The 23,289-nt window shown below is 63.7% G+C and carries 21 protein-coding genes; 3 read left to right on the forward strand and 18 right to left on the reverse strand.

Annotated elements, in window-relative coordinates; all coding sequences use genetic code 11:
* Position 1: 1 nt before the first annotated feature.
* The 6 genes from ACERHN_RS03405 to ruvC all read right to left on the reverse strand — a co-directional run bounded on the left by ACERHN_RS03405 (position 2) and on the right by ruvC (position 3,715).
* Complete coding sequence (locus ACERHN_RS03405) at positions 2 to 394, reverse strand: YbgC/FadM family acyl-CoA thioesterase (protein ID WP_415921243.1); 393 nt, start codon at positions 392 to 394, stop codon at positions 2 to 4.
* A gap of 14 nt (positions 395 to 408) precedes the next feature.
* Positions 409 to 774, reverse strand: a complete 366-nt coding sequence (locus ACERHN_RS03410) for a hypothetical protein (protein ID WP_415921244.1) — start codon at positions 772 to 774, stop codon at positions 409 to 411.
* On the reverse strand, positions 771 to 1,394 hold the full coding sequence (locus tag ACERHN_RS03415; protein ID WP_415922796.1) for a hypothetical protein: 624 nt from the start codon (positions 1,392 to 1,394) through the stop codon (positions 771 to 773). Before ACERHN_RS03415 ends, ACERHN_RS03410 begins: the two co-directional genes overlap by 4 nt.
* Before the next feature lie 138 nt (positions 1,395 to 1,532).
* Positions 1,533 to 2,558, reverse strand: coding sequence for a Holliday junction branch migration DNA helicase RuvB (ruvB, locus tag ACERHN_RS03420; RefSeq protein WP_415921245.1), 1,026 nt, complete (start codon positions 2,556 to 2,558; stop codon positions 1,533 to 1,535).
* 6 nt (positions 2,559 to 2,564) lie between these two features.
* A complete protein-coding gene (gene ruvA / locus ACERHN_RS03425; RefSeq protein ID WP_415921246.1) occupies positions 2,565 to 3,215 on the reverse strand; it encodes a Holliday junction branch migration protein RuvA in 651 nt (216 codons plus the stop codon).
* Complete coding sequence (gene ruvC, locus ACERHN_RS03430) at positions 3,212 to 3,715, reverse strand: crossover junction endodeoxyribonuclease RuvC (RefSeq protein ID WP_415921247.1); 504 nt, start codon at positions 3,713 to 3,715, stop codon at positions 3,212 to 3,214. The genes ruvA and ruvC overlap by 4 nt, the downstream gene beginning before the upstream one ends.
* Positions 3,716 to 4,083: 368 nt before the next feature.
* Between ruvC and ACERHN_RS03435 the strand changes: the two genes are divergently transcribed.
* Complete coding sequence (locus tag ACERHN_RS03435; RefSeq protein WP_415921248.1) at positions 4,084 to 4,290, forward strand: DUF1127 domain-containing protein; 207 nt, start codon at positions 4,084 to 4,086, stop codon at positions 4,288 to 4,290.
* A 101-nt stretch (positions 4,291 to 4,391) separates the two neighbouring features.
* On the opposite strand, the gene ACERHN_RS03440 is transcribed toward ACERHN_RS03435, so the two are convergent.
* The 4 genes from ACERHN_RS03440 to ACERHN_RS03455 all read right to left on the reverse strand — a co-directional run bounded on the left by ACERHN_RS03440 (position 4,392) and on the right by ACERHN_RS03455 (position 8,331).
* A complete protein-coding gene (locus ACERHN_RS03440; RefSeq protein ID WP_415921249.1) occupies positions 4,392 to 4,733 on the reverse strand; it encodes a hypothetical protein in 342 nt (113 codons plus the stop codon).
* A 117-nt stretch (positions 4,734 to 4,850) separates the two neighbouring features.
* Entirely contained in the window at positions 4,851 to 5,717 is an 867-nt protein-coding gene (locus ACERHN_RS03445; RefSeq protein WP_415921250.1) for a 50S ribosomal protein L11 methyltransferase, read from the reverse strand.
* Positions 5,717 to 7,102, reverse strand: coding sequence for an MATE family efflux transporter (locus tag ACERHN_RS03450; protein ID WP_415921251.1), 1,386 nt, complete (start codon positions 7,100 to 7,102; stop codon positions 5,717 to 5,719). Before ACERHN_RS03450 ends, ACERHN_RS03445 begins: the two co-directional genes overlap by 1 nt.
* The gene (locus ACERHN_RS03455) at positions 7,099 to 8,331 is read right to left on the reverse strand and encodes an MFS transporter (protein ID WP_415922797.1); all 1,233 of its coding nucleotides are present in this window, start codon (positions 8,329 to 8,331) and stop codon (positions 7,099 to 7,101) included. The genes ACERHN_RS03450 and ACERHN_RS03455 overlap by 4 nt, the downstream gene beginning before the upstream one ends.
* Before the next feature lie 123 nt (positions 8,332 to 8,454).
* On the opposite strand from ACERHN_RS03455, the gene ACERHN_RS03460 reads away from it, so the two are divergent.
* Positions 8,455 to 8,910 (forward strand): methylated-DNA--[protein]-cysteine S-methyltransferase, encoded by a 456-nt coding sequence (locus ACERHN_RS03460; RefSeq protein WP_415921252.1) that lies wholly within the window; start codon positions 8,455 to 8,457, stop codon positions 8,908 to 8,910.
* Between the two features lie 270 nt (positions 8,911 to 9,180).
* Here ACERHN_RS03460 and ACERHN_RS03465 read toward each other — a convergent pair whose 3' ends face one another.
* The 5 genes from ACERHN_RS03465 to fsa form a co-directional block, all read right to left on the reverse strand.
* Complete coding sequence (locus ACERHN_RS03465; protein ID WP_415922798.1) at positions 9,181 to 9,876, reverse strand: CDP-alcohol phosphatidyltransferase family protein; 696 nt, start codon at positions 9,874 to 9,876, stop codon at positions 9,181 to 9,183.
* Positions 9,877 to 9,962: 86 nt separating this feature from the next.
* Positions 9,963 to 10,553 (reverse strand): cytochrome P460 family protein, encoded by a 591-nt coding sequence (locus tag ACERHN_RS03470; RefSeq protein WP_415921253.1) that lies wholly within the window; start codon positions 10,551 to 10,553, stop codon positions 9,963 to 9,965.
* Between the two features lie 107 nt (positions 10,554 to 10,660).
* A complete protein-coding gene (locus ACERHN_RS03475) occupies positions 10,661 to 11,581 on the reverse strand; it encodes a tyrosine recombinase XerC (protein WP_415921254.1) in 921 nt (306 codons plus the stop codon).
* Complete coding sequence (locus ACERHN_RS03480; protein WP_415921255.1) at positions 11,578 to 12,285, reverse strand: DUF484 family protein; 708 nt, start codon at positions 12,283 to 12,285, stop codon at positions 11,578 to 11,580. Before ACERHN_RS03480 ends, ACERHN_RS03475 begins: the two co-directional genes overlap by 4 nt.
* A 316-nt stretch (positions 12,286 to 12,601) precedes the next feature.
* The gene (fsa, locus tag ACERHN_RS03485; protein ID WP_415921256.1) at positions 12,602 to 13,255 is read right to left on the reverse strand and encodes a fructose-6-phosphate aldolase; all 654 of its coding nucleotides are present in this window, start codon (positions 13,253 to 13,255) and stop codon (positions 12,602 to 12,604) included.
* A 90-nt stretch (positions 13,256 to 13,345) separates the two neighbouring features.
* On the opposite strand from fsa, the gene ACERHN_RS03490 reads away from it, so the two are divergent.
* The gene (locus ACERHN_RS03490; RefSeq protein WP_415921257.1) at positions 13,346 to 15,538 is read left to right on the forward strand and encodes a primosomal protein N'; all 2,193 of its coding nucleotides are present in this window, start codon (positions 13,346 to 13,348) and stop codon (positions 15,536 to 15,538) included.
* A 110-nt stretch (positions 15,539 to 15,648) separates the two neighbouring features.
* On the opposite strand, the gene ileS is transcribed toward ACERHN_RS03490, so the two are convergent.
* The 3 genes from ileS to ACERHN_RS03505 form a co-directional block, all read right to left on the reverse strand.
* A complete protein-coding gene (gene ileS, locus ACERHN_RS03495; protein WP_415921258.1) occupies positions 15,649 to 18,555 on the reverse strand; it encodes an isoleucine--tRNA ligase in 2,907 nt (968 codons plus the stop codon).
* 281 nt (positions 18,556 to 18,836) lie between these two features.
* Complete coding sequence (locus tag ACERHN_RS03500; protein WP_415921259.1) at positions 18,837 to 21,518, reverse strand: DUF2339 domain-containing protein; 2,682 nt, start codon at positions 21,516 to 21,518, stop codon at positions 18,837 to 18,839.
* Between the two features lie 153 nt (positions 21,519 to 21,671).
* Complete coding sequence (locus ACERHN_RS03505; RefSeq protein WP_415921260.1) at positions 21,672 to 23,288, reverse strand: FAD-dependent oxidoreductase; 1,617 nt, start codon at positions 23,286 to 23,288, stop codon at positions 21,672 to 21,674.
* Position 23,289: the final 1 nt, after the last annotated feature.

Genomic DNA, 23,289 nt, shown 5'->3' on the forward strand with positions numbered 1-23,289 from the left:
CTTATTTTGCGCCCATTGCGCGGATTTCTGCAGGCAGGCGCACGGGCTTGCCCGCCGTTGTCATGGTCACCGCGATCACATGCGCCCGAAAAAGCGTCACGTCCCCGCGCCGCACTTCCTGATCAAAGGTCCAGCGCACGGCACTGGCGGCCCGGTGCGTGGTCACAACCGTCAGCCGGTCCCCAAGACGCGCGGGCGAAATGTAATCCGCCTCGACCCGGGTGACGACAAACACGAGACCCTGCGCCTTCATCGCGTTCTGATCAAGACCGCAGGCTTCCACAATCTCGGAACGGGCCCGCTCGATATACCGCAGGTAGTTGGCGTAATAGACGACGCCCGCCATATCGGTGTCTTCGTAATAGACCGTGAGGGGAAAATGATGCGCATCCATAACCGGCACTCTAGTCACGGCCTGCTCAGCAGAACAACCGCGATCACAAAGACGACCGCGCCTGCGCCGAAAAAATGCGACACGCGGTCGGTGCGCGCCGTACCGTCCTGCGCTTCACTCAACAGCGACCGAAACACATAAAGCGCGACCCAACCCATGAGCATCGCAAAGGCCAGAACAACGATCACCAGAGCACTCGCATCCGCCTGATAGAAATAGACGGCAACAGGCAACAGAAACGGTGCCACCAACAACCACAGACGCGCATCCCTGATCCAGACCCAGTCCGGCAGCGCAAACAGCGCCGCAAGATAGGCAAGCGACCGCCCGAACAGATACACCGCAAAAGCCAGCCACAGGGCCAGCACCGCCACCATCATTGCACCATCCCCATCCGCGCATGCAGACGCAGCGCATGGGAAGGATCATCTGCCGCCACCGGCATCACCGGATCATATGCCGCGCGAATGAGGCCCGCGATATCCGGGCGCAACACCGTCGTCACGCCCGCCAGCGCAAGCGGTGACTGGTCCCGAAACGCGAGATCCGACCACAAAAGCGCCGATTGCACGACCTGGCTCAGCGCAAGCGTCTCGGCCGGCACCGCGCTCAAATGCGCGTCCATACGCAGGAACACGAAACACGCCTGAATGGCCCCCGCTTCATCAAAACGGAAAATGCGGTACTGGTTGGCATCCGCCTCCTGCAACCGCCCGACAAGCGGCCCGAGATCCGGCACCAACCGATCCAACCCCGGCACCTCCGGCAACTCCGCCCAGTCAGAGAAAAAGAACCACATGAAATTGGCGCCCAACTCCGGATCGGTTTCCGCCACCTCGAGCGCCGCCAGTTGCGCCACCGCCTCAATCGCCCCCTTCACAACGCCCAGCGTTGCATCGTCGACACCAAACACCACCGGCGCCATGGGCCGCCCCCACCGCGCAAACGCATACGCTCCGCCGTCCCGCGTAAAAAGCGCCTCTACCTGCTGCTGATCCATCTTCATCTCGCCAGTCAAACTCCGGGGGTGCGGGGGCTGGCCCCCGCGTGACGACGTCAAACACAAGGTCGGCAAAAGATCAAATGGCACCCAAAGGGATGGCGGGTGGGGTGTCGTTCGCAGAACGCACGTCACCCGTCATCCATCAAACAGATCGCCTTCGCGGCGCGGCGCCTCAAGCCCCAGATGCCGCCATGCCCGCGCCGCCAGCAACCGGCCACGCGGCGTGCGCTGAATCAATCCCTGCTGCAACAAATAGGGCTCGATCACTTCTTCCAGCGCATCCCGGCTCTCCGACAGCGCCGCACTCAGCGTTTCGACCCCAACCGGGCCACCGCCGTAATGCTCCGCCATCAGACGCAGGTATCGCCGGTCCGCACCGTCAAGTCCCAGATGATCAACCCCCAGCCGCGTCAATGCCGCATCAGCCAGGTCCTGCGTCACACGCCCGTCACCCTCGACAACGGCAAAATCCACCACGCGCCGCAACAATCGGCCCGCAATCCGCGGCGTGCCACGGGCGCGGCGCGCAATCTCGCGCGCGCCGCCTTCGTCCGCCGGTGCCCCCAATTTGCGCGCATTGCGGTCCACAATCACAAACAGCTCGTCTTCGGTATAAAACTGCAACCGCGTGGGGATCCCGAACCGGTCGCGCAGCGGCGTCGTCAACAGCCCCATCCGCGTCGTCGCCCCCACCAGCGTAAAGGGCTGCAACTCGATCCGTACCGTGCGCGCCGCCGGCCCTTCGCCGATCACCAGATCCAGCTCGAAATCCTCAAGTGCCGGGTACAGAACCTCTTCGACCGCCGGGTTCAAACGGTGGATTTCGTCGATGAACAGCACATCGCGCGCCTCGAGATTGGTCAGGATCGCCGCCAGATCGCCCGCCTTGGCCAGCACTGGCCCGGACGTCATGCGAAACCCCACACCCAGCTCACGCGCCATGATCTGCGCCAGCGTTGTCTTGCCCAGGCCGGGAGGTCCATGAAACAACGTGTGATCCATCGCCTCCCCCCGCTGCCGCGCGGATTGAATGAACACCTTGAGGTTTGCGCGCGCCTCAGCCTGCCCGACAAATTCATCAAGCATCTGCGGGCGCAGCGCACGGTCAAAATCCTCGGGCAACGGCTCGGGGCGCAGCGTTGGATCGGAACTGTCACTCATTCCGCCCTACCCTTTCGGCGCCAGCAGCCGCAGCGCCGCGCGGATCAATGCGGGCGCGTCCGCATCCGGCGCATCTCCCGCGGCCTGTGCCACCGCCGCTGCGGCATCTGACGGCGCATAGCCCAGATTGCCAAGCGCCGACAGCGCATCGGCCTGCGCCGATGACGGTGGTGCGGATACCACAACCGGTTCGATCACCGCATCCGCATCCCCCGCGGCCAGAACCTCCGCCGGGCCACCGCTCATGGCCATCACCGTCGGTGCCTTGTCCTTGAGGTCGAGCACGATGCGCTGCGCAATCTTGGGGCCAATCCCCTTGGCCGCCTTCACCGCGTTCCAGTCGCCAAGCGCAATTGCCCGGCTGACCCCGTCGGGCCCCAACGTGCCCAGAATGGCAAGCGACGCCTTCGCACCCACGCCCTGCACCGACATCAAAAGCCGGTGCCATTCCTTTTCCACCAACGTGGGAAAGCCGAAAAGCTGCATCAGATCCTCACGCACCACCAGGTCCGTAAAGAGCGCTACCGCCTCTCCCGGTCCCGGCAACGCGGCCAGCGTCCGGTCCGAGCAGAACACCAGATACCCGACACCGCGCACGTCCAGCAGCACGTGATCGCTGGCCTTGTAATCAATGCGCCCGGACAGCTTGCCGATCATGCCCGCGCCCGCGCAAGCGCAGCCCCCAGACCCGATCCGGCCCCCTGATGTGCATGACAGATCGCGATGGCCAAGGCGTCCGCCGCGTCCGGGCCTGCCAGATCCACACCGGGCAGCTGCACACGCACCATATGCGCCACCTGCCGCTTGTCCGCGTGCCCCACGCCCACAACCGTCTTTTTCACCGCGTTAGGAGCATATTCACCGATGGCCAGCCCGGCCTGTGCCAGCGCGAGCATCGCAACCCCACGGGCCTGCCCCAGCTTGAGCGTGCCCGCGCCGTCCTTGTTCACGAATGTCTGCTCAATGGCCGCACCTTCCGGAGCATATGCCGCCACCACGTCCCGCAGCTGCGAATGCAGGCTCAGGAGACGCGCGGCAAGATCATCCCCTTCGGAATGGCACACGCCATTGGCCACATGCCGCAACCGCGACCCCTCGGCGTCGATCACGCCCCAGCCCATGTGCCGCAGGCCCGGATCAATTCCCAAGATACGCATGTTGTTGCCCTCGCCTGCCGCCTTGATCGGCGTTTTCCCGTGCTTCGCACGATGTTGTGTCGTGCCTAGCACGAAACGCGAACATCCGAAAAGCCCTTACAGTTTTACGCACTTCGCAATTTCAAGGCGCGCAGCGCATGCCCGCAGGGTGCGCCCGGGGCGAAATACGACACGGATTGGTCAAAAACGACCCGCTCTGCCATGGAATTTTCCAAATATTCACAACAGGTTAACCAACAGCCCGACCTATGCAAAAACAACATGGCGGGCATGATTTTTTTGATCTTGCTGTGCCTAAAAACCAAGCATAGATGCGCCTCATCCGTTGGAACACACCAACTCAAACGCTTAACAAAAGGACTGCTACAATGGCTGCTTTTGACACCACCCGCCCTCAATACGGCGCTGCACCGGTTGCAGGCCAAATCAAGGGCTTCTTCTCTGCCCTCGCTGCGAAATTCAACGCATGGCAGGATGCCCGCGTGACCCGCAACGCACTGCACGCGCTCACAGATCGCGAGCTCGAAGATATCGGTCTGATCCGTGGCGACATCGACGCCGTCGCCAACAAATAAGCCTTTGGGCCATGCCCGAAACGGCAAAAGCCGCGTGCGCATCTGCGTCACGCGGCTTTTCTTTGGCCTGTTGGAACTGGAGGTTCAGGCCAGTCCCGTGATCAGGTCAGCGGTTCGATGAAGCCTGCGAGGAATTCCGTGAGCGGATCAACCTGCATGGCCCATGCGCCCGCCTGTTCGACCGACGTCCCGTTGCCCAGCTTTGACACACGTTCATTATACGTAACCTCCCCGAGTGAGGCGAGCATGAAGCCCTTGAACGCAAAAAAGCCGAGCATCAGCATCGCCAGCATCTTCAGCGGATAGCCGCGCCGACGCGCCCGCTTGGGTTTGACGACGATCAGACCGTCGTTGCGAATGTCAGTGGTATATCCTTGCGCCAATGCCTTGTGTTGGCGCTGAAGCGTCCCCAAACGCTTCTGAAAATCGACACGCGTGTCCATGGTGGCAGCCTTGTTACCCTATACAACAAGCCCCCACCTGTTACGCCTCCCTATATGCCGCTCAAATGTGGCAAAATCTGGGCACATCGCTAAAACACAGCGAAAACCAGCGGTAAATCAGGCAGGTTTGCGGAACGTGAGCGTGGACCAGTCACCAATCTCTTCGTGGTGGTCGAGACTGTTTCCATTCTGGCAATAAACGTCGATCACAGCCGCGGCCTGATCGTTCAGTATGCCGGACAAAATGGCGTATCCGCCGGGGGCGAGTCGCGTCGACAGGTCTTCGGCCAGCGCGATCAGCGGTCCCTTGAGGATATTGGCAAAGATCAAATCAAACGGCCCAGCCAACGCGTCATGGTCGAACCCTGCGGCCTCTACCACGCGCACGCGGTCCAGCATTCCGTTGGCGCGCAGGTTCGCTTCGGCGACCTCAACCGCCTGTGCGTCGATGTCGCTGGCCAGCACATCATGCGGCCACACCGCCGCCGCGCCCATCGCCAGCACCGCCGTACCGCATCCGATATCCACGACCCGGTCGCAGGTGATGCCTGCGTCCACAAGCCGGTCCAGCGCACGCAGACATCCCAGTGTCGTGCCGTGGTGCCCGGTGCCGAATGCCATCGCCGCCTCGATCAACAGCCCGTGCTTGTCGGCAGGCAGCTTGTCCGCATCATGGCTGCCATAGACGAAAAACCGCCCGGCCTCGACCGGGGCCAGTTCGCGGCGCACATGGGCGACCCAATCGGTTTCCGGCAATTCGGACACGGTGAAAGGCTGCGCCCCAAGGGCTGCGGACAGCAGCAAAAGCGCAGTTTCATCCGGGCTTTCGGTGAAATAGCCGCCCACTTCCCACAGGCCGGACCCGTCTTCGACCTCGAAGACGCCGACGCCGGTGGGGGTCGGGTCCATCGCCTCCATCGCGTCGCCCAGTTTTTCGGCCTGTGCCTTGCCGGGCACGGTGGTCAGGGCAGTCCAAGTAGGCATCAGCGTCTCCGGTATCTGTCGGCGTTGGGCCACGGGCGTGGCGGTGTGGGCGTGACATCCGCGTCAGGCCCCAGCCGCGCCACATAACGCCAGCCCCAAAGTGCTGCAAGCCCGCCGACAATGATACCGGCCAGCGCCTGGCCGTAAATGACGCCCGCAGCACCAAAGCTCGCGGCGAGCCATGTGGCCGCGGGCCAGCTGAGCACACCGTCCTTGAGCCAGCCCACAAGCGTGGAGCGCAGCGGCTGACCGAGGTTGTTGAACGCCGCATTGGACACAAAAAGCGCGCCCACGAACACAAACCCGCCGACCCCCACGGAGGTAAAGGCCCGCAGCACGGTCTCGCCCTGCCCGCTCAGCCCGAAGGCGTCGATGACCACAGGTGTCGCCACCAGCAGAACAGCCCACATCACCAACGTGTAGATCACGCAAAAGACCAGCGCATCGCGATAGGTGCTGCGCAAACGCGCGTATTGGCCAGCGCCGAAGTTTTGGCCAAAGATACCGCCAATCGCCCCCGACAGCGCAAAGATGCCGCCAAAGGCCAGCACGGTCAGGCGGCTCACCACGGCCCACGCCGCCACCGCATCATCGCCAAACGGCGCCATCACGATGGTCAGCAGGTAGTTGCCGGCAGGCGTTGCCATCTGTGTCGCAATTGCAGGCAGCGCCACCGCCATGAACAGGGGCCATGTCGCGCGCAGCCCGGCCCAGTCCGGGCGCGCAATCAGATCATGTTGCGCACTCGCAAAAAACAGGGCGAGCCCCATCAGGGCAAACCGGAACAGCACCAGCCCAAGCGCCGCACCGTCCAGCCCCATGTCCCACCAGATAATGAAAATCGGGTCGATGATCATCAGGACCACGCCGGAAAACAGGGTCACATACATGGCCTTGGCCCCGTATCCTTCGGCCCGCAACGTGCCGGATGCGACCAGCGCCACGGCCATCGGCATCAGCGACCAGACCGTCTGCCCCAGATAGCGCGCGGCCATGGCCGCCGTTTCCCCCTGGGCCCCGGCCATGGCCACCAGTTCATGCCGAAAAGCAAAGATGATGGCCGCCACGCCGCCCTGAATGGCCGTCGCCGTCACCAGAGCGGCCCCTGCCTGGGTCCGGGCCAGCGGGCGGTTGCCCTCTCCGATCCGGCGCGACACCAACGCGGTGGCCGCGATCATCAGACCGACCCCGATGGACACCGAAAAGAACTGGATCGCATAGGCGAACCCGATGGCCGCCACGATGCGCGGCTGCCCCAGTTGCGACAGCCAGAACAGGTTTGCCGCATCCACCAGAAACACAAAGGTGATGCCGAACGCGCCCGTGGCCGTCATACGGACCACGTGCCCCATGGTGGAGCCGGTCAGAAATCGACCTTCGCTCATTCCGCGGGCGCGGGGCGTGGTCCAGGCAGGCGCGTCTCATGCCCCGGCACAGGATGGCGCGGGATGAGCAGCGCCAGCATCAGCGATGTGGCCGCCATACCCGCCGCCAGAAAGAATACCGCCGCCGGGGAAAACAGCCACAAAAGGCCAAGTGGCACCGGCAGGCCCACCGCTGCGATATGGTTGATCGTGAACGCCACAGCGGCTGTGGGTGCGATATCCTGCGGGTCGGCGATTTTCTGGAAGTACGTCTTGAGCGCCAGCGCCAGCCCGAAAAAGATATGGTCCAGCACATAAAGCACCGCCGCCACGACAAGTCCCCAGCCGAAATAGTACACCCCGCCATAGGCCAGGAACACCGCGACAAGGCCGACATATTCGAACGCCAGCGCCTTTTGTTCGCCATAGCGTGCAACGATCTGACCCAGCACCGGTGCCACGATGATGTTCACCACGAGGTTGATCAGGTAAAGCGCGGTCAGCTCATGCACCTCAAAGCCGAATTTCTCGACCATCATGAACCCGGCAAAGACCATAAAGATCTGCCGCCGCGCGCCCGACATGAATTGCAGCGCGTAATACAGCCAGTATCGGCGGCGCAGCACAAATGTCTTGAGCTGCGGTGTGGGGGCCTCGAACTGGGGATACGCGAACATCGCGAACACCGCGATGGCTGCCGTTATGCCGCCGCCCACCATGTAGACGATGTTGTAGGTCAGCCCGAGTGGCTCCCACAGGATCATGATCACGAAATACACCGCGAAAGTGGCCACCGACCCCGCCGCCAGCAGCCACCCCAGCATTTGCGGCGCGCGCTCTTTCGACAGCCATTGCAGCTGCAGCGATTGGTTCACCGTCTCGTAATAATGAAAGCCCACCGAACTGATAAATGTCAGGACCAGAATGCCCGTCATCTGCGGAAACTGCGCCGTCAGCGCCGTCGCCACACCCAGCATGATCAGCGACAAAAAGCCCAGCACCTGTTCGCGCATGACCATGATCACAAGGATCACGCCGACGGCCAGAAAGCCCGGGATTTCACGGATCGCATGCAAAAGCCCGATATCGGCCCCGTCAAACTGTGCCGCCTCGACGACAAAGTTGTTGAGCAGCGCGAGCCACACGGAAAAACCGATTGGCATGGCAAAGGCCATGAGAAACAGAAGCGTCACGGGACGCCGCCAGAACGGCAGCGACCGGGCCTCGTCCAGGGTCACATAGCGGGGCATATCCATCGCTTACGCCCTTTGCCGCGCCAAGGCGAGGCGGGATTTGCGCAATGGGCCGCGCGCATATGCACAGATGCGCAGCATTCGGATTGCCGTTTGGCGAAATTGCGCGAAGATAGGGCAATGAACCACCGCGACATCCATACGCAATTCGGGGCCCTGACCCTGACCGAAGAGGACGGGATGATCACCCGGCTGAACTGGGGCGCGTCCGGGCGTGCTGATCCCTCGCCGGTATTGGACCGCGCCTGTGACCAGCTGGCTGCGTATGATGCGGGGACAGGGACCGGGTTTGACCTGCCCCTGCACGTGGCGGGCGGAGATCTGCAACGCGCGGTATGTCAGGCCATGCGCGATATACCGCATGGCGACACGGTCACCTATGGCGACATTGCCCGCGCGCTTGGCGTGTCGGCGCAGGCGGTGGGTCAGGCGTGCGGGCGCAACCCGATCCCGATCATCATCCCCTGTCACCGCGTGATGGGCGCCAAGGGGCTCACCGGATTTTCCGGCGCGGGTGGGGTGGAGACAAAGGTCGCCCTGCTCCGGCACGAGGGCGCGGGCGGGTTCCTGATCTAGGCTCGGGACCTATGGATGCTGGCCCGGCACTTACACCTGCCTTGCGTATGCTCACGCGCGGTACAGGTGTGGAAATCGGAACGCATCAAAGTGCGCCCGGAAAAGTGGTCTTGTTTCCAAGCAGCCCACGCCGCCGAGATGAAGCGATTTTGACGCCTTCCGTGGGAAGGGGGTGCGGACCGGTCGTTGTCACAGGCTTTTGCAACAGAACCAATCGACAGCGTATCGCACAGCGATGCGCGGGCGCTGCAAGGCCAATGCGCCCTGAACCTAGGATGCGCGGGCGGGCACGATCTGTTGGGCGATGCCCGCCATCACCAGATAAAGCGATGTGACGACCAGCCCCCAATGCGCCCAGCTTTCGGGGTGGAAATCCACCCACGCGGCCCAAGCCGCAAAGCCGGTCCACGCCAGAGCCATCGGCAGGGTCAGCGTCCGCCACCGTTCGGTCCGTACCGGGTGCACGAATTTCAGCGGCAGGAACATCGCCACGGCCAGAACCGTGACAAGCCCAAGGCTCACCCAGAAATTCGGCTCAAGCGCAAAGATGACAAGCACGACCATGTTCCAGCAGCCCGGAAACCCGGAAAAGGAATTGTCCTTTGTCTTCATGCGCGTGTCGGCAAAATACATGGCAGAGGCAAAGGTGATCACGATGATTGCAAACCAGCCGGTCCATCCCGCCATCAACCCGGATGCAAAGAGCGCAAAGGCCGGGATGAAGACGTAGGTCAAATAGTCGATGATCAGGTCCAGCAGGACACCATCGAATTCGGGGGCGTTCTTTTTGACGTTGTATTTGCGGGCCAGAGGACCATCAACACCGTCCACGGCGAAGGCCACCACAAGCCACATGAACATGATGTCCCACTTGGCGTTCACAGCCGCCAGCATGGCCAACATGGCAAATACCGCACCCGTCGCGGTCAACAAGTGAACGCTCAGGGCGCGCAATCGGTCCGTCATAGCCGCGTCATGGCGGATCAAGGCGCAGGATGCAAACGCAAACCGCGCCCCGGACAGGGACGCGGTTGTCATGAGGGATCAGGCGATCAGTTGGTCGACGCGCCCACCCGGACCTCTTCCAGCGGATAGCCAAGGTAATCTTGCGCTTCCCAACCGGCATGGCAATCGTGGCAGAAGGACTGTTTGACCTTCATCACCTTGCCGTTGGGTTGCAGGCCGGCATAGAGCCATCCGGCGGTGTCCGGCGCCTCATCCGTGCCGACCTTGGTCATGATAAAGAGAGGGCCGGGCCGGGCCGCTTTCTTCTTGATCGACACGGTGATCGATTCCTTGGCCAGAACCGATCCCACGGGCATTTCGAACCCTTCTTCCTCGAATTTCAGGTACTGCTCTGCAGCGATGTCGTTGGCATAGGTGTTCAGCAGGCGGTTGCCGTGCGGACCGGCAACGGCGGGCCGTGTCGCGGTCGCTGCCCAGCTGCGATAGTTTGTGCCGATCTCGTCGCCTTCCTTGGCATAGCCGGTCGCCATCTTGTCCTTGAGGCAATCATAGAGAACGGTAATGGCGGCTTCATCAAGGTCAAAGGCGTCCTCGACAGTAACGGCGTTGCACTCGGCGGCGCTGGCGGCACCTGCGGTGGCGCTCAGCACCGCGGCAATGGCTAGCTTGCGGATCATGGTGATGTCCCCTTGGATTGGTCTTGTTTGTATACGGCAGTATGCCAAGCGGACCCTGCCACAGGATGCGCGTGGCCAATGATCACCTTTTCTGCACGATTATGTGATCAGGCCTTGGGATGCGCGCGTTTGTAGACATCCATCAGGCGCACGGTATCCACGGCCGTGTAGGCCTGGGTCGTGGACAGGGACGCATGGCCCAACAGCTCCTGAATCGCGCGCAGATCCCCACCCGCATTGAGCAGATGGGTGGCAAAGCTGTGCCGCATGGCGTGCGGCGTCGCAGAAGCTGGCAAACCCAGTTGCATGCGGGCGGCGGCCATCGCCTTCTGGATCGCGCGCGGTGCCAGCGCACCGCCCCGGATCGCACGAAACAGCGGCGCGTCCTGTTCCAGCGGATAGGGGCACGCGGCCACGTAATCATCCACTGCGGCGCGGGCCGCATCAATCACCGGTACAATCCGCTCCTTACCGCCCTTGCCGGTGATGCGCATGACCTGCGGCAGGGGCACATCGGTTCCGCGCAGGCTCAGCGCCTCTGAAATACGCAACCCGCATCCCCAGAGCAGTGTCAGCACCGCCACATCCCGGATGCCGACCCACGGTTTGTCCGTTTGGAGCGGCACAAGGTCGATCATGTCGCGCGCCGCATCTTCGGCCAGCGGGCGCGGCAGCTTTTTGGTGAATTTCGGCGCGCGGGTGCTGAGCACGGCGGTGGGTTCAAACCCCTCCCGCGCAGCCAGCCATTTGTAGAAGGATTTCACTGCCGACAGCTTGCGCGCCAAAGATCGGGACCCGACACCGCCCGACCGCGTTTGCGCCATCCACGCACGCATGTCGGGCGTTCCGATCCGCGCCAGCGCGCCCAGACCCTGCGTCTGGCCGGAATGCACGGTCATGAACGACAGGAATTCCGTCACATCGCGCCCATAGGCGGTGATCGTATTCTCTGCAGCCCCCTTGAGGCTGCGCTGATGGGTCAAATAGGCCTCAAGCGCATCGCGCGCCGCGGGTGAAATCAGGCTCATCCCAGCCAGCGGCGCATCGCACGTTCGAACACGCCACCGAAAAAGGCCAAAAGGTCCGTGCCCTGCTGTGGGCCGAACATGTGCGGGTCTTCGGCCCCCATCACCAGCAGCCCCGGCAAACGTCCTTCGCCAAAATCGAGCTTGAGGCACGCCTCGGACCGGACCCAGCTGCCGTCATTGCCGTAAATCTCGGGTGCGGCCTCCTGCACCTGGCGCAGCGTGACCTGGCGCACAGTGCCCCCCCGCCCTTGGGTCAGGTAGGTGTCGATAAAGCCCGGTTCTGCCACGTTGAGCACATCGCCCAGACGCTTGACCGCCGGGTCATTGTCGTTCTGCACCGACTCCAGCACCAGCTTGACCGCGTCCACCCGCAGGATTTCAGCCACCTCGCCACCGAGGTCGCGCAGGAAAGGTTCAAACTCGGTCGGGTCCAGCATCCGCAGGATCGCGCGGTGGATCTGGTTGGTGCCGGCGAGGTTTTCATAGGCCGCCGCAATCACCGATCGGTGCGTGTCCTCGAGCCGGTCCAACCGTGCTTCGAGTCGCTCCATCGCAAGACCGCGCAGGTCGACGATATTGCCGCCCATCGCGCGCTCATTCGCCGCGATCAGCGCATGCATCAAGTCCTTGTCATCGAGGATCACATCGGGACGAGAAATGATCGCCTCCCGCAGGGCGTCATCAATCTTGGGCTGACTGCTCATTGCCGTACTCTTTATCGTTTGGGCAGGCTATAGCACGCCCGTCCGCCAAAATCTGCCCCGAACCGCGATAAAATTTGCCTGAAATGTGCACCTGTTGCCAATTGACGTCAGCGTAAACAGGGGGAAGGCCCGCATGCTTCTCCCCGTGATCGTGGGTTTGGCATGCCGCATATCTGCCGCATGACAGGAACACCGAACGCTCCCACTCACGGATCCGGGCCACAGCATTTCCCGCTGGGGCCTGAGGCGCTTCGGGTGCTCCTGCGGCGAGCCAGCGCGTCTTGATCCCCAAAGGGCGCGCTGGCTTGCATCACCTTCAGACGATCTTGATGTCCGCTTCGGCGGCGTCTTTGAGGAACTGTGCCAGTCCCTTGTCGGTCAGCGGGTGACCGGCCAGCTTCTTGATCACCTCGGGCGGCGCGGTCATGACATCGGCACCGATCTTGGCGCAGTCCTGCACGTGGTTCACCGACCGGATCGACGCGGCGAGGATTTGAGTCTCAAAGCCGTAATTGTCGTAGATTGTGCGGATATCCTCGATCAGCTCCAGCCCGTCGATGGACATATCGTCCAGCCGCCCAATGAAGGGCGAGATGAACGTGGCCCCGGCCTTGGCCGCCAAAAGCGCCTGGTTGGCCGAGAAGCACAGCGTGACGTTCACCATCTTGCCTTCGCCCGACAGTACCTTGCACGCTTTCAAACCGTCCCATGTCAGGGGCAGTTTCACCGCGATGTTGTCCGCAATCTGCGCCAGCTTGCGCCCTTCGGCGATCATGTCGTCCGCATCCGTGGCCACCACTTCGGCGCTGACCGGACCATCCACCAGATCACAGATTTCCTTGGTCACTTCGAGAATGTCGCGCCCCGATTTCAGGATCAGCGACGGGTTCGTCGTGACCCCGTCCACCATGCCCGTGTCATTCAGCTCGGCGATGGCGTCGATCTCGGCGGTGTCTACGAAGAATTTCATGTGTCGTCCCCTTAGATGGCTTGGCGTTTGCTTGGGATGGCTTTACCTCAGGATACGTGAAGACTGAACCCCTCATATGTTGGCGCTAACATGATCCCGTCCTTCTATGACGAGGGCACGTTGGTGGCCGTCCTGACCACGCAACCGCTGGACCGGGCGCTGGATTACCGCGCACCCGAAGGCGGCTGCCATCTGGGCGCGTTTGTCGAGGTGCCGCTGGGACCGCGCAAGGTTCTGGGCGTGGTGTGGGGGCCCGGCAAGGGCGATTACGACTATGCCAAGGTGCGGTCGGTCATACGGGTGCTGGATGCCGCACCCATGCGAGACGAGATGCGCGTGTTCCTGCAAAAGGCTGCGGCGTACACGTTGACCCCGATGCCCGCGATGTTGCGCCTGGCAACCCGCGCGCCGGGCCTGGGTGATCCGCCGTCGATGCGCAAGGTCTATCGGCGCGGTCCGTCAGAGCCGGACCGCATGACCGACGCGCGCCGCCGGGTTCTGGATTTTCTGTCGGATTATGGTGACTTGTCGTTCACTCTGAAGGAACTGGCTGAACTGTCCGGTGTGACGTCCTCGGTGATCAAGGGGCTGGTGAAACAGAATGTCGTCGCAGAAGAGGACAGCCCGCGCGACCTGCCCTTCGCGCCGCTCGACCCCGAACGCCCCGGCAAGGCATTGACCGAGGATCAGGCCAGCGCCGCAGGCCAGATTGCGCAGGCGGTGGCCGCGGGTGATTACGGCACGACCCTGCTGCGCGGGGTGACGGGTTCGGGCAAGACCGAAGTGTATCTCGAGGCGGTGGCCGCCTGCCTGCGCGCCGGGCGACAGGCGCTGGTGCTGCTGCCGGAGATCGCGCTGACGGCGGAGTTCCTGACGCGGGTCGAGGCCCGGTTCGGTGCGCGGCCTGCCGAATGGCATTCCGGGGCCACGATGACGGAACGCCGCCGCATCTGGCGCATGGTGGGGCACGGCAATGCGCAATTGGTGATCGGGGCGCGTTCGGCGCTGTTCCTGCCGTACCAGAACCTTGGCTTGATCGTGGTGGATGAGGAACACGACACCTCTTACAAGCAGGAGGACGGGGTCCTCTATAATGCGCGGGACATGGCCGTGCTGCGCGCGTCGCTGCTTGGGGCGCAGGTGGTGCTCGCCTCGGCCACGCCGTCGCTGGAAAGCTGGGCCAATGCGGAAAGTGGCAAGTACGCCCGCGTCGATCTGGAGGCGCGGTTTGGTCCTGCTGTCATGCCCGAGATGCGCACCATCGACATGCGCGCCGAAGCGCTGCCGTCGGGCCGGTGGGTGTCCGACGCGCTGGTGCGTGCCGTGAACGCACGTCTGGATGCTGGCGAACAGGCGATGCTGTTTTTGAACCGGCGCGGCTATGCGCCGATCACGTTGTGCCGCGCCTGCGGGCATCAGGTCGGCTGTGACCAATGCGACGCGCGGATGGTGGAGCACCGGTTTCTCAAGCGGCTGATGTGCCATCAATGCGGCGAGACGAAACCACTGCCCACCACCTGTCCGTCCTGCGAGGCGGAGGACCGGATGGCCCCGGTTGGCCCTGGGGTGGAACGGTTGGGTGAAGAGGCGGTGGCGCTGTTTCCCGAGGCGCGTGTGGCGGTGCTGAGTTCCGACATGTACGGATCGGCGCGGGCCTTGAAGGCCGAGATCGAGAATATTGCGACGGGCGGTGCGGACGTGATCATTGGCACGCAACTTGTGGCCAAGGGTCATAACTTTCCCAACCTGACACTCGTTGGTGTGATTGACGCCGACCTCGGCCTGCAAGGCTCGGACCTGCGCGCGGCAGAACGTACGTTTCAGTTGATGCGCCAGGTCGCGGGGCGCGCGGGCCGGGCGGAAAAGCCGGGCATGGCGCTGTTGCAGACCTATCAGCCCGAGCATCCCGTGATCCGGGCGATCCTTGCCGGTGACGAAGAAGGGTTCTGGCGGGCCGAAGCCGCTGAACGGGAGGCGGCGGGTGTGCCGCCCTATGGCCGGATGGCGGGCATCATCCTGAGCGGGCCGGATGTGGCGCAGGTCTTTGATGCGGCGAACGCCCTGGCGCGGAACACTGCGCCGTTGCAGCGGGTGGGCGCGCAAGTGTTTGGCCCTGCCCCCGCCCCTATCGCCCGCATTCGCGGGCGCCACCGGGTGCGGTTGTTGGTGAAAGCGGGCAAGGGCGTGGCCTTGCAGGGTGCGATTGCGCAGTGGACCGCGCAACTGCGCCTGCGGGGTGAGATGCGGCTGGCCGTGGATATTGATCCGCAGAGTTTCTACTGATCCTGCGGACCGCTGCGCGGACGACATTTTTTTCGGGGGCTCTGCCCCCGGCCTTCGGCCTCCCCCGGGATTTTCTGGAACAGAGACCCCGGGGAGGCCGTTGACGCGTGTCAGGCGCTCAGCGCGTCGTTGCAGCGACCGCAGACGCCGGGGTGAGCATGGAGGCCCACGTCCGGCAGCACTTTCCAGCACCGGGCGCATTTTGTGCCTTCGGCTTTTTCGAAAACGACGCCAATGCCCGGCGTTTCGGGCAGGCGAAACGCTTCGGCGGGGGCCGGATCGGTTGTGGTGCTGATCTGCGAGGTGATGCAAATGTCGGCAAAGGGCAGGCTTTGCAGTGTCGCCGCAAGGTCCGCGTCTTCGACATGCACGACCGGGGCGGCTTCGAGGGAGGCGCCGATGACTTTGTCGGTGCGCTGGATTTCGAGCGCTGCGGTGACGGCGCGCCGGGCGCTGCGGATGCCCGCCCATTTCGCAGCCAGTGCATCATCGCGCCAGTCGGCGGGCGTGTCCGGGATGTCCGTCAGGTGCACAGAGCTGTCGTCGCCCGGGTTCCGTTCGAGCCAGACCTCCTCCATCGTAAAGACGAGGATGGGCGCGAGCCACGTGGTCAGGCGGTGGTAGAGCAGGTCCAGAACGGTGCGTGCGGCGCGCCGTTCAACCGTGTCGCCGTCGCAATAGAGCGCGTCCTTGCGGATGTCGAAATAGAACGCCGACAGGTCCACTGTGGCAAAGGTGAAGACCGCCGAGAAGACGCGCTGGAAGTCGAAGGCGCGGTAGCCATCGCGCACGGTGGTGTCCAATTCTGCGAGGCGGTGCAGCACCCAGCGTTCCAGTTCCGGCATATCGGCGGGTTCTGTGCGGTCCGCGTCCGAGAAGTCCGAGAGTGAGCCGAGCATGAAGCGCATCGTGTTGCGCAGGCGGCGGTAGCTGTCGGCGACCCCTTTGAGGATTTCCGGCCCAATGCGCTGATCGGCGGTATAGTCCGTCTGGGCCACCCAGAGGCGCAGGATGTCGGCGCCGTATTGCTTGACCACCTCATCGGGCACGATCGTGTTCCCGATGGATTTCGACATCTTGAGGCCCTTTTCATCGAGCGTCATGCCGTGGGTCACCACGTTGCGATAGGGCGCCCGGCCCGTGGTGCCCACCGATTGCAGGAGCGACGAGTGGAACCAGCCGCGGTGCTGGTCGGTGCCTTCCATGTAGACATCCGCGACGCCGTCCTCGGTCCCGTCGGCGCGGTCGCGCAGGACGAAGGCGTGGGTGGAGCCGCTATCGAACCACACGTCGAGGATGTCGGTCACTTGATCGTAGTCGTCGGGGTTCACGATACCGTCGAGGAAACGGTTTTTCGCCCCCTCGGCATACCATGCGTCGGCCCCTTCGGCCTCGAACGCCTTCACGATGCGGGCGTTGACCGCTTCGTTGCGAAGCAGGAAGTCCGCATCGGTGGGCAGCGCACCCTTCTTGGTAAAGCAGGTGAGCGGCACGCCCCAGGCGCGTTGGCGGGAAAGCACCCAGTCGGGGCGCGCCTCCATCATCGAATGCAGGCGGTTGCGGCCCGATTGCGGCGTCCAGTTGACGTTGTCGATCTCGGTCAGGGCACGTTCACGGATGGTGGTGCCATGGGTGTCCTGCCCGTCGCCCACCGGCTTGTCGATGGCGGCAAACCATTGCGGCGTGTTGCGGTAGATCACCGGCGCCTTGGACCGCCAGGAATGCGGGTAGGAGTGCTTGATCTTGCCACGGGCCAGCAGCCCACCCACCTCGGCCAGCTTGTCGATGACGGCCGCGTTGGCGTTCCCTTCCTTCCCGTTGGGTTTCAGGATCGCCTTGCCGCCAAAGAACGGCAGGTCATCGCGGAAGCGTCCGTCGGGGTTCACGTTGTAGGTGATGACTTGTTCCAACATGCCCAACTCGCGGTAAAGCTCGTACTCCTCCATCCCGTGGGAGGGGGCGCAGTGCACGAACCCGGTGCCTTCGGTGTCGGTCACAAAGTCGGCGGCGCGGAAGTCGCGGATATCGTCCCACTCGCCGGTGTCCGTGGTGCCCTTGAGCGGATGGGTCAGCGTGATCTTGGCCAGATCATCCTGCGTGACATCACATAGACGGCGGTACATCGTGTCGTCCAACCGCGCGCGGCCCAGCACGTCTGCCGCCAGATTGTCGGCCAGGATGTAGCGGTCCCCGATGTTGGCCCAGCATTCCTCAGGCCGTCCCGTCACTTCGTAGAGCCCATAGGAAATCCCGGCCCCATACACCACCGCCTTGTTCGACGGCATGGTCCACGGCGTCGTGGTCCAGATCACCACCTGCGCGGAATCGAGCGTCGCATCGCCCGTGCCCACAACCCGGAACTTCACCCAGATCGTAAAGCTGTCCTTGTCGTGATACTCCACCTCTGCCTCGGCCAAAGCCGTCTGTTCCACGGGCGACCACATCACAGGCTTGCTGCCCTGATAGAGCGTGCCGTTCATCAGGAAAGTCATGAATTCCTCGGCAATCACCCGTTCGGCATGGAAATCCATGGTCAGGTACGGTTGATCCCAGTTGCCGGTGATGCCCAGCCGCTTGAACTCCTCGCGCTGGATGTCGACCCACCCGGCGGCAAAATCGCGGCATTCGGCGCGAAATTCGTTGATCGGGACCTGATCCTTGTCGCGGCCCTTCTTGCGGTACTGTTCCTCGATCTTCCATTCGATGGGCAGGCCGTGGCAATCCCAACCGGGAATATAGCGGCTGTCATGGCCCATCATCTGATGCGAGCGCACGATCATGTCCTTGATCGTCTTGTTCAGCGCGTGCCCGATATGCAAATGCCCGTTGGCATAGGGCGGTCCGTCATGCAGCGTAAACGGTGTCCGTCCCGCCTTCTCCCGCAACCGGTCATAAACCCCGATCCGGGCCCACCGCTCCAGCCATCCCGGCTCGCGTTTGGGCAGGCCGGCGCGCATGGGAAAATCGGTCTTGGGCAGGTTCAACGTGTCTTTGTAGTCGGGGGTGTCGGCACACATGGGTGGCGTCCTCGTATGGAGCGTCTGTCAGAGATGTTCGGAGCGGTGCGAGCGCGGCTCAAGCACCTGTACCCGGCGGCTCGAAGGTCTATCAGAGCGCCGGGGATATAATTCGCAGAATGATGATCATGTGCATCATGAGCGCGGTTATAGGCAGGCCCCCGCCCCCTCACAAGACCCCAGTTTCTTCTGGCCAAAAATACCACGGAGCGCGAGGCAGCGCCTCGCCAAACGCAGCTGCGGGACGCAGATGCAAAACATCACGTGCGCGCACCGCGCGCTCAATCTGCAGCGGCCCGGGTCTGGGCCCAGCGGTTGAGCCAGGCCAACCCGGCCAGGGACAGGCCCAGAACCATCAGGCTCAGAACCCGGGTCAATCCCTCCAGCCCGGATATGTCAATCAGAAACACCTTTGCCACCGCAGCGCCGATCACAACAAGGCCCGCGCGCCGCAACACGGCAGATCCGCGCGCCAGCGATTGATAGAACACGACAGCCCCGGCCAGCAGCAAGGCCAGCGTGTAGCTCCAGAGTTCCGGCTGCATAAAGCCGTGGCGCAGCTCCATCGTCGATGACCCCTGCCAGACATGCCGCAGCGCGACAAAGGCCCAGAACACACCAAGCGCACCCGCCAGTACTAATAGCACCGCGCGCAGCACCCAGCGGGACAGCCGCATCGCGCCGGCCCCCAGCACCAGCGCAGGCAGCAGATACGCCACCATCAGCGTGTTGATCAGGAGCGGCCCGACGACGCGCCCACCCCAACTGCTCAAGAGCGGATTGAACACCGACAGGCCCAGAGCCAGCGCCAACGCCGCCACGAGCCCAAACCCAACCGCCAACGTCCCGCGGACGATGGCCATGATCCCCCCGAGACGGTCGAGCCGGATCAACTGTGTGATCGTCAGGATCAACCAGATCGTCGCATAGAGGCCCATGGCCCAATGCGCCTCGACCCCAGGGCCTGCAATGACGTCATCCAGAAAGCGCATCAAAAGCAGCGACACCAGCACACCACCCGTGGACCACGCCGCCGTGTCCAGCATCACCTGCGCCGTCATCCGTGGCATCCCACGCAACAGCACAAGTGCCGCGACAAAAGCCGCCAACGCCCCGCCATAGGCCAGCAGCACTTCCCAGATCGCCGCATCATCAATGGCCCAGAAAAGCCCCGGATTGGCAATCAACCGCGCGCCAACGGCGACCACCCCGATGGTGATAAACACCTGCATGAGCGGCAGGCGGAACTGCCGATCGAGCGCGGCCGCCGCCACCACCGTCACCGCCAGCGCAACGGTCAGCGCGGCAGAGGACAGGATCAGCACCAGCGCAAAGGTGATCGCGGCCAGCGCCGCCAGCACAAAGACCGACACCCGCAACCGGTCATCGCCGTCGGCCCTTGCAAACCGCGCGGCAAACGCAACCATCACGGCGGCAATCACAATGCCATGCAGCGCCCAGGCATAGGCCCCGATGGTCTCGCCCGGGCGCCACGTCACCTCGAGCACGATGGCCATGGCCGGTGCCGCCAACGCGGCCGCAATGGCCCAGGCCACCCCCATGCCGGGGCGCAATCCTCGCCACGCCGCCACAGCGCTCAGCGCCAGCCCGACACCCCACAGCACCGTCACCGCCAACGGAAAATCGGCCTCCGATGTTTCGGCATAGGCATCGGCAAACCCGCGCCAGACCGGCCCCTGATCCAGCCCTTGCATCGCAACGATGGCCAAAAGACCCACGAATGGCATCACTGCCAGATCCTGCAGGCCCGGTCCCCGGACCGACCACAGCGCCAGCGCCACGATCAGCGCGGTATAGAGGACGGTCGCGGACCAGAACGCGCCTGCCACCTCCTGGGCGACCCAACCCACGCCAAGACACGCGGCCAGTACCGCACCCGCCGCCAGCATAGTCGGGAACACGGGCCGGACCTGCGCCCGCGCCACCGCGGCCTGCGCCAGCGTCGGCACCGGATGGTCCGGCCAGACCGACCGTGCCGGGATCAGAACGGCCAGAACGGCCAGACCCACGGCAAAGAGCTGGAACCCAAGCCCAAGCACCCCCGGCACGCCGCCCGCAAAGGTCAACGCCCCCATGCCAAAGCCCAACACCACGCTCAGCACGGACACCCACGCCCATCGCCGCACCGTGTCAATCGCCAGCCCCACCGCTGCAACGACAGCGAAATACACATAAAGCCATGGAGTTGCAGGCACATCGCTGCCGACAAACAGCGGCGCGGCGAATGCGCCGATCACCCCCACCGCCGCCAGAAGCGGTCCATTGAACCACCCCAGAACCACACCGATCAGCCCGACAATGGCCAACCCGCCAAAGGCCACCTCGACCCCGATCAGGTCATAGAGCAGGCGCGCAGCCGTGACCCCGCCAAAAAGCGACACAAGTCCCGCGCCGGAAAACACGGACGGCAAATAGGCAGTGGTAACATCCGTTGTGTCACCGAACCGCCGCCGAATGACCTCTCCGCCCGCGATAAGGGCCGCACCAAAGGCCAGTGCCGCAAGGACGCGCGCGGTGGGTGGCAGATATCCGTTCTCGACCCCGTATTGCACCAGAAACAGGCCCGCCAGCGCCAGTGACAGCGCCGACACCACGTAAAACCAGTTCGCAGCGACCCATTTGAACACCCGTTCCGGCAGGCCCGGTCCCACGGGTTCGGGCGGCTTTGCGGGCGTGCTGGCCGCGGCCTTGCGTGCGGCGATGACCTTGGCCGCCGCCGGTTCCGCCCGTTTCGGCGCAGGTGAGCGATCGGGCGTAGGCTTGGGCGGGGAGGGTTTCGCGTCTGTCGCAGCGGCGCTGCGACCATCGGCTTGCAGCGATGCAATTTCGCGTTCAAGCGCTGCGACGCGGCCCTTCAGTCCGCTGTGGCTGATCAGCAGGTAGAGGACCGCAACCGGGATCGCCAACACGACGAGCCCCAACAGAACCAAAAGCCCTTCCATGCCGCACCCCTCACCTCACCTGTGCCTCCGCAGCCTATGCCAAGGGGCAAGCGGCGAAAAGAACGGTTTTCCAGACCTTTGCGCGGTGGGCCGCCCATGGGGCGGCGATGCTTTGGGTGGCGTGACGCGCCAGAGGTGGCGCGCCCTGCCGCCTCATTCGTTGATGTGGTTCCACACGGCAGACATCACAACGGACCCCTCGCCCACGGCACTTGCCACCCGCTTGACCGATCCCGCGCGCACGTCGCCCACGGCATATATCCCGTGCCGCGATGTCTCATAGGCTGTCCGCCCGCCCGCGTCGCGGCCCGTCGGCACAAAGCCGTTGTCATCGAGCGTCACCAACCCGGACAGCCATTCGGTGTTGGGGGCGGCCCCCACCATGATGAAAAGCGCAGGCGTGGGCAGCGTCCAGTCCTGACCGGACGCGCTGTCGCGGACGGTGATCTGCTCCAGCGTATTCTCCCCGTGCAGCGCGGTGACCCGTGTCTGTGTGTGGATGGTGATGCGCGGATGGCTCTCAAGCCGTTGCAGCAGATAATCGGACATGGAGCTGGCCAGCGACGGCCCCCGGACCAGCACGTGCACGTGCCTGGCATGGCGGGCGAGGAACATCGCCGCCTGTCCCGCCGAATTGCCACCGCCGATGATCGCGACCTCTGCCTCCTTGCAATAGCGCGCCTCGACATCCGTCGCGGCATAGTACACGCCCGCCCCTTCGAAATCGGCCAACCGGTCCAGCGGCAATTGCCGGTATTGCACGCCCGTGGCCACGATCAGCGCCTTGGCCGACACCCAGTCGTCCGTATCAAGGCGCACATGGAACAGCTTTTTCTCGCATTGCATGAGCTCTTGCGCCCGCACCGGCATGGCAAAGCGGGTCCCGAACTTCATCGCCTGCACTTCGCCCCGGCCCACAAGGTCACCGCCGGAAATGCCGGTGGGAAAGCCCATGTAATTCTCGATCCGGCTGGAGGTGCCGGCCTGCCCGCCCACGGCGAGGTCTTCGAGCACAACGGCACACAGCCCTTCGGCCCCCGCATAGACACCCGCCGCAACGCCCGCAGGACCGCCACCCACAATGGCCACGTCAAACACGTCTTCCTTGCGCAGCGCCACGTCGAGGCCAAGCGCACGCGCCACCCCGCGCGGGGTCGGCGGGTGGATCACATGGTGTTTGGCAAAAATCACGGCCGGATGCGCCCGGTCGATCCGGCATTGTTCCGCCAGCGCATCACCTTCGGCGCTTTCAATCTCGATCTCTGCAAAGGGGATGCGGTTGCGCGCGGCGAAACTGGCAATGCGGCGGATATCGCGGTCAACCTCAGCCCCGATCAGCGTCAGGCTCGCCTCGTCCACCTCAACCATGCGCCTGCGGCGCGCCGCAAAGACGGTGATGATGATATCCGACATCTCGGGGATGTCCGACATCAGCTGTAACATGTCTTCGCGCTTGACGCAGAGCAGCTCGCTGTCCTGAACCGCGCGCCCGCTCATGAAGGCATGTCCGCCGGTCAGAAACGCCAGTTCGCCAAAGAACTGCCCCGGACCCAGCGTCGCCCCGCCATAGCGTTGGCCGGTGCCGCTGCTCACGGCCTCAGTCTCGCCCTTCAGCAGATAATGGAATTCCGTGATCGGCGCGCCCGCCTCCTGAAACACGTCCCCGGCCTTGAGCGACACAAGGTGCCCCACGCGCCGCATCGCGGCCACGTGGTCGTCGGTCAGGGGCGTGCGCACCATGGATTGCAGGTCGGCGGCAAAGGTTTCCATG

This window comes from Tateyamaria rhodophyticola, from assembly GCF_047777875.1.
In the GTDB taxonomy this organism is placed as follows: Bacteria; Pseudomonadota; Alphaproteobacteria; order Rhodobacterales; family Rhodobacteraceae; genus Tateyamaria.